The 3,265-nt window shown below is 65.1% G+C and carries 6 protein-coding genes; 1 reads left to right on the top strand and 5 read right to left on the bottom strand.

The genetic code is table 11. The features are described 5' to 3' along the window. The 5 genes from MA07_RS05525 to MA07_RS05505 all read right to left on the bottom strand — a co-directional run. Positions 1 to 220 (bottom strand): hypothetical protein (locus MA07_RS05525; protein ID WP_036347899.1); only part of this gene is annotated, 220 nt, incomplete at its 3' end. A 133-nt stretch (positions 221 to 353) separates the two neighbouring features. Further along, the gene (locus MA07_RS05520; RefSeq protein WP_036347898.1) at positions 354 to 839 is read right to left on the bottom strand and encodes a cupredoxin family protein; all 486 of its coding nucleotides are present in this window, start codon (positions 837 to 839) and stop codon (positions 354 to 356) included. Positions 840 to 850: 11 nt separating this feature from the next. Beyond that, positions 851 to 1,348, bottom strand: coding sequence for a DUF4396 domain-containing protein (locus MA07_RS05515; RefSeq protein WP_036347897.1), 498 nt, complete (start codon positions 1,346 to 1,348; stop codon positions 851 to 853). Positions 1,349 to 1,358: 10 nt separating this feature from the next. Further along, positions 1,359 to 1,589 carry a cation transporter gene (locus MA07_RS05510; protein ID WP_036347896.1) on the bottom strand — a complete coding sequence of 77 codons (231 nt, stop codon included), beginning with the start codon at positions 1,587 to 1,589 and terminating at the stop codon, positions 1,359 to 1,361. 46 nt (positions 1,590 to 1,635) lie between these two features. Then, positions 1,636 to 1,902 (bottom strand): heavy-metal-associated domain-containing protein, encoded by a 267-nt coding sequence (locus tag MA07_RS05505; RefSeq protein WP_244445163.1) that lies wholly within the window; start codon positions 1,900 to 1,902, stop codon positions 1,636 to 1,638. A gap of 286 nt (positions 1,903 to 2,188) precedes the next feature. Between MA07_RS05505 and MA07_RS28680 the strand changes: the two genes are divergently transcribed. Next, a protein-coding gene (locus tag MA07_RS28680; protein WP_152568664.1) for an IS630 family transposase occupies positions 2,189 to 3,246 on the top strand; the annotation gives its coding sequence in 2 pieces (ribosomal slippage) (positions 2,189 to 2,681 and positions 2,681 to 3,246; 1,059 coding nt in all). Positions 3,247 to 3,265: the final 19 nt, after the last annotated feature.

The raw sequence follows: 3,265 nt of genomic DNA, 5'->3' as shown, positions 1-3,265 counted from the left end.
TCCCATCGCCATGATCGTGCGCGGCCTGGTAGACGTGCGCCGCAGCCTGAGGGGCATGCTGATGTCTGTGGCCGGAGGATGCCGTCTGCTCGCAGTCGGGCGAGCCCTGCCCGTGCCGGTGCATGCCCGCCAGCGCGCCGCTATGGAGCACGAACGACGCCACGGCCACGAGCATCAGGCTCGTGACAAGGCGCCGGAAGTGGGTCCACAAGGTGTTCAACGATTCGCTCCTGACATCAGGTAATGATCTGACGGGCAGCCGGTTTCCGAACGGTTACCTTTAGGGTCTTTGTGGCCTTTGTAGGCCACAAGGCTAGCTATGGCGGATTCGTTCGCCATGGCAAACCCAGCCTTCATCGTACCACCACGGTTCCAACCATGCCCGCCTCGCGGTGGCCGGGGATGAGGCAGGCGTACTCGAACGTGCCGGCCTGGGTGAACTGCCAGCGCAGCACGCCGGAGGTCTTCGGCCCGAGGCGCTTGGCGTTCGGATCCTCGTGGGCCATGTCCGGGTGGCTCGCCATCTCCTCGGCGTGCCGGTGGTTGGCCTCGACGGTGCCGATGACGAGCTCGTGGTCGAGCTCGCCGCCGTTGCGCAGGACGAACTTGACCTGCTCGCCCTGGCGGACCGCGATGCGCTCCGGCGCAAAGGCCATGCCGTTGTCGGTTTCCTTCATCATCACTTGGACGACGCGGCCGCCCTTCGCGGGATCGCCGGGGCGTCCGTAGGCTGCTTCCGCGGCGTGGTCGTGGCCGGCATGGCCCGGGTCGGCCCACGCCATGGAGGTCGGCGCGAGGGCGAGTGCCGTAGCGGCCAGGATCATTGGAAGAACGCGCATAGTGTCCTCCTTCAGTGATGGGCGTGGACAAGGGCATGCCCCCGCCCGCGGGCGATGAGCCAACGGTTGAGCGGGAAGGCGAATGCGCCGGCGATCACGAGGGCGAATGCCAGGCTGCCCCAGAACAGCGGGCTCGACAGCGGGGCGTCCATGGCGCCGGGGATCACCAGCATGATGGCGTTGTCGACGATCTCCATGATGGTGATCGACGCCGTGTCCGAGGCGAAGGCCAGGCCGACAGCGGTGCCGAAGGCCATGCCACTGCGCAGCAGGGGCAGCATGGTCAGTGCGTAGCCGAACAGGAAGGCGAGCACGACCGCAAGCGCGATGGTCGCGCCGGCGCCCCAGCCCAGGGCGGTGCCGATCACCATGCCGAGGACCTCGCCGATGGCACAGCCCGTCAGGCAGTGCACGGTGGCGCTGAAGGCCACACGGTTGAGGCTCGGGGCAGGGGCCGAGGGGCCATGATGACTATGAGAGGCATGATGGTGGTGAGCGTCGACTTGCATGACGGTCTCCTCATCCAAGAGGTTGCAGGACGGGCTCGGCATGGAATCCCGCCTCGTGCAGGGTTCTCAGCAGAGCCGATTGGTAGTGCCGGGAGACTACCCGGACGGTGCGGTCCGCGAGGTCAGCCTCGATCCGTGCGGTCCCGTCGATGGCCTGCAGGGCGCGGGTCAGGGCGGCGACGCAGCGGTCGCACATCATCTTCGGGATGTGGAGGAGGTTGTCGGCCTGGTAGCGGTGCATGGTCCGGGTCCTTGTCTTCGTCCGTGTTGCGGGATCCCGCTGGCGCCTACCCGAGCGCCGGAACGGTCGGGGTGTAGCCGGCGCCGACGATCAGGGCCTCGACCTTGGCAAGGTCGCGGGTGCCACGGACCGAGACGATCTTCGTTGCCGGATCGGCCTGGACCCGGGCACCGGGCAGGCCGGCCTCGACCGCCTTGGTGATCGTGCTGGCGCAGTGCCCGCAGGTCATGTCCTCGACCTTGAGGGTCATGGCGTTCGGATCGCGCTCTGCGGTGGTGTCCGACTGGGCCTGGTGGGTGCTGCATCCGCACATGGGGAAAACTCCGGTTGGCGTTGACGATGTGCAGACGGTGCATCTTCCCATCATGGGAAGGTCAAGGGGTTTTCAGAAGATTTCGCATGCAGGGGACAAACTCGTGCTGAAGCCCCGCAGCCGCTCTCATTAATGAGGAGAGCCAATACCTTCATAGGCAGCTTGGAACGTGTGGATGTGGCACATCTGGGACGTTGCACGTAATACCACGTCCTGGTGAGAGCGACTCGTCGCAGTCTCAAAGCGCCTGAGATGTGATTCAACATGGCAAGCGAGGAGGTTTGCCATGTCCATTCCCGTCGCCCTCCGGCCTGATTACGATGCCGTTCGCCTGCGCCAGCTTGCCCGCCGGAGCAAGGATGCCCCGCAGACCCGCCGCTTGCTGGCCCTGGCGGTGATCTACGAGGGCGGCTCGCGCACCCAAGCGGCCGAGATCGGCGGGGTTGGCCTGCAGACCGTGCGGGACTGGGTGCTGCGCTTCAATGCCCACGGACCTGATGGGCTCTTGGACGGGAAGGCGCCGGGACAGCCCTCGATCTTAAGCCACGAGCATCGACTGCGCCTGAGTGAGATGATCGAGGCCGGCCCGATCCCGGCCGTCCACGGGGTGGTGCGTTGGCGTTTGGCAGACCTGATGCGGTGGCTCTGGGACGAGTACCGGATCCGGATCTCCAAACAAACGCTCAGCCGTGAGTTGCGGGCCCCGAACTTCCGTAAGCTGTCCGCGCGCCCGCGCCATCATGAAAAGAGCGAAGCGGCCGTGGCTGTTTTTAAAAAGACTTCCCTGCGCGTCTGGAGGAGATCGCGAAGGACAAAGCCGATGGCCGCCCTATAGAGATCTGGTTTGCCGACGAAGCGCGGATTGGCCAGAAGAACAAGATCACCCGGCGCTGGGCCAAACGCGGCACCCGTCCCTCCGCGTCACGGGATCTGCGGACTGCGTCGGCTTATATCTTCGGCGCGATCTGCCCAGCCCAGGGCAAAGGAGCGGGGCTGGTGCTCCCTCGCTGCACGACAGAGGCCATGGCGCTGCATTTGGCCGAGATCTCCCAGGCCGTAGCAGCTGGCGCGCACGCAGTGCTGCTGCTCGACCAGGCCGGCTGGCATGTCTCAACCAGACTGAAGGTGCCGTCGAACATCACCCTGGTGCCGCTGCCGGCAAAGGCGCCTGAACTGAACCCGGTGGAGAACATCTGGCAGTTCATGAGAGAGAACTGGATCTCCAACCGGATCTTCACGTCCTACACTGACATTCTTGACCACTGCTGTGCGGCTTGGAACAAGCTGATCGATCAGCCCTGGACCATCATGTCCATCGGATTGCGCGAGTGGGCGCACCAATGATGATCAACGGGACTTGGTA

This window comes from Microvirga sp. BSC39 (genome assembly GCF_000739015.1).
Lineage (GTDB): Bacteria > Pseudomonadota > Alphaproteobacteria > Rhizobiales > Beijerinckiaceae > Microvirga.
This window is presented reverse-complemented; position numbering and strand designations above follow the sequence as displayed.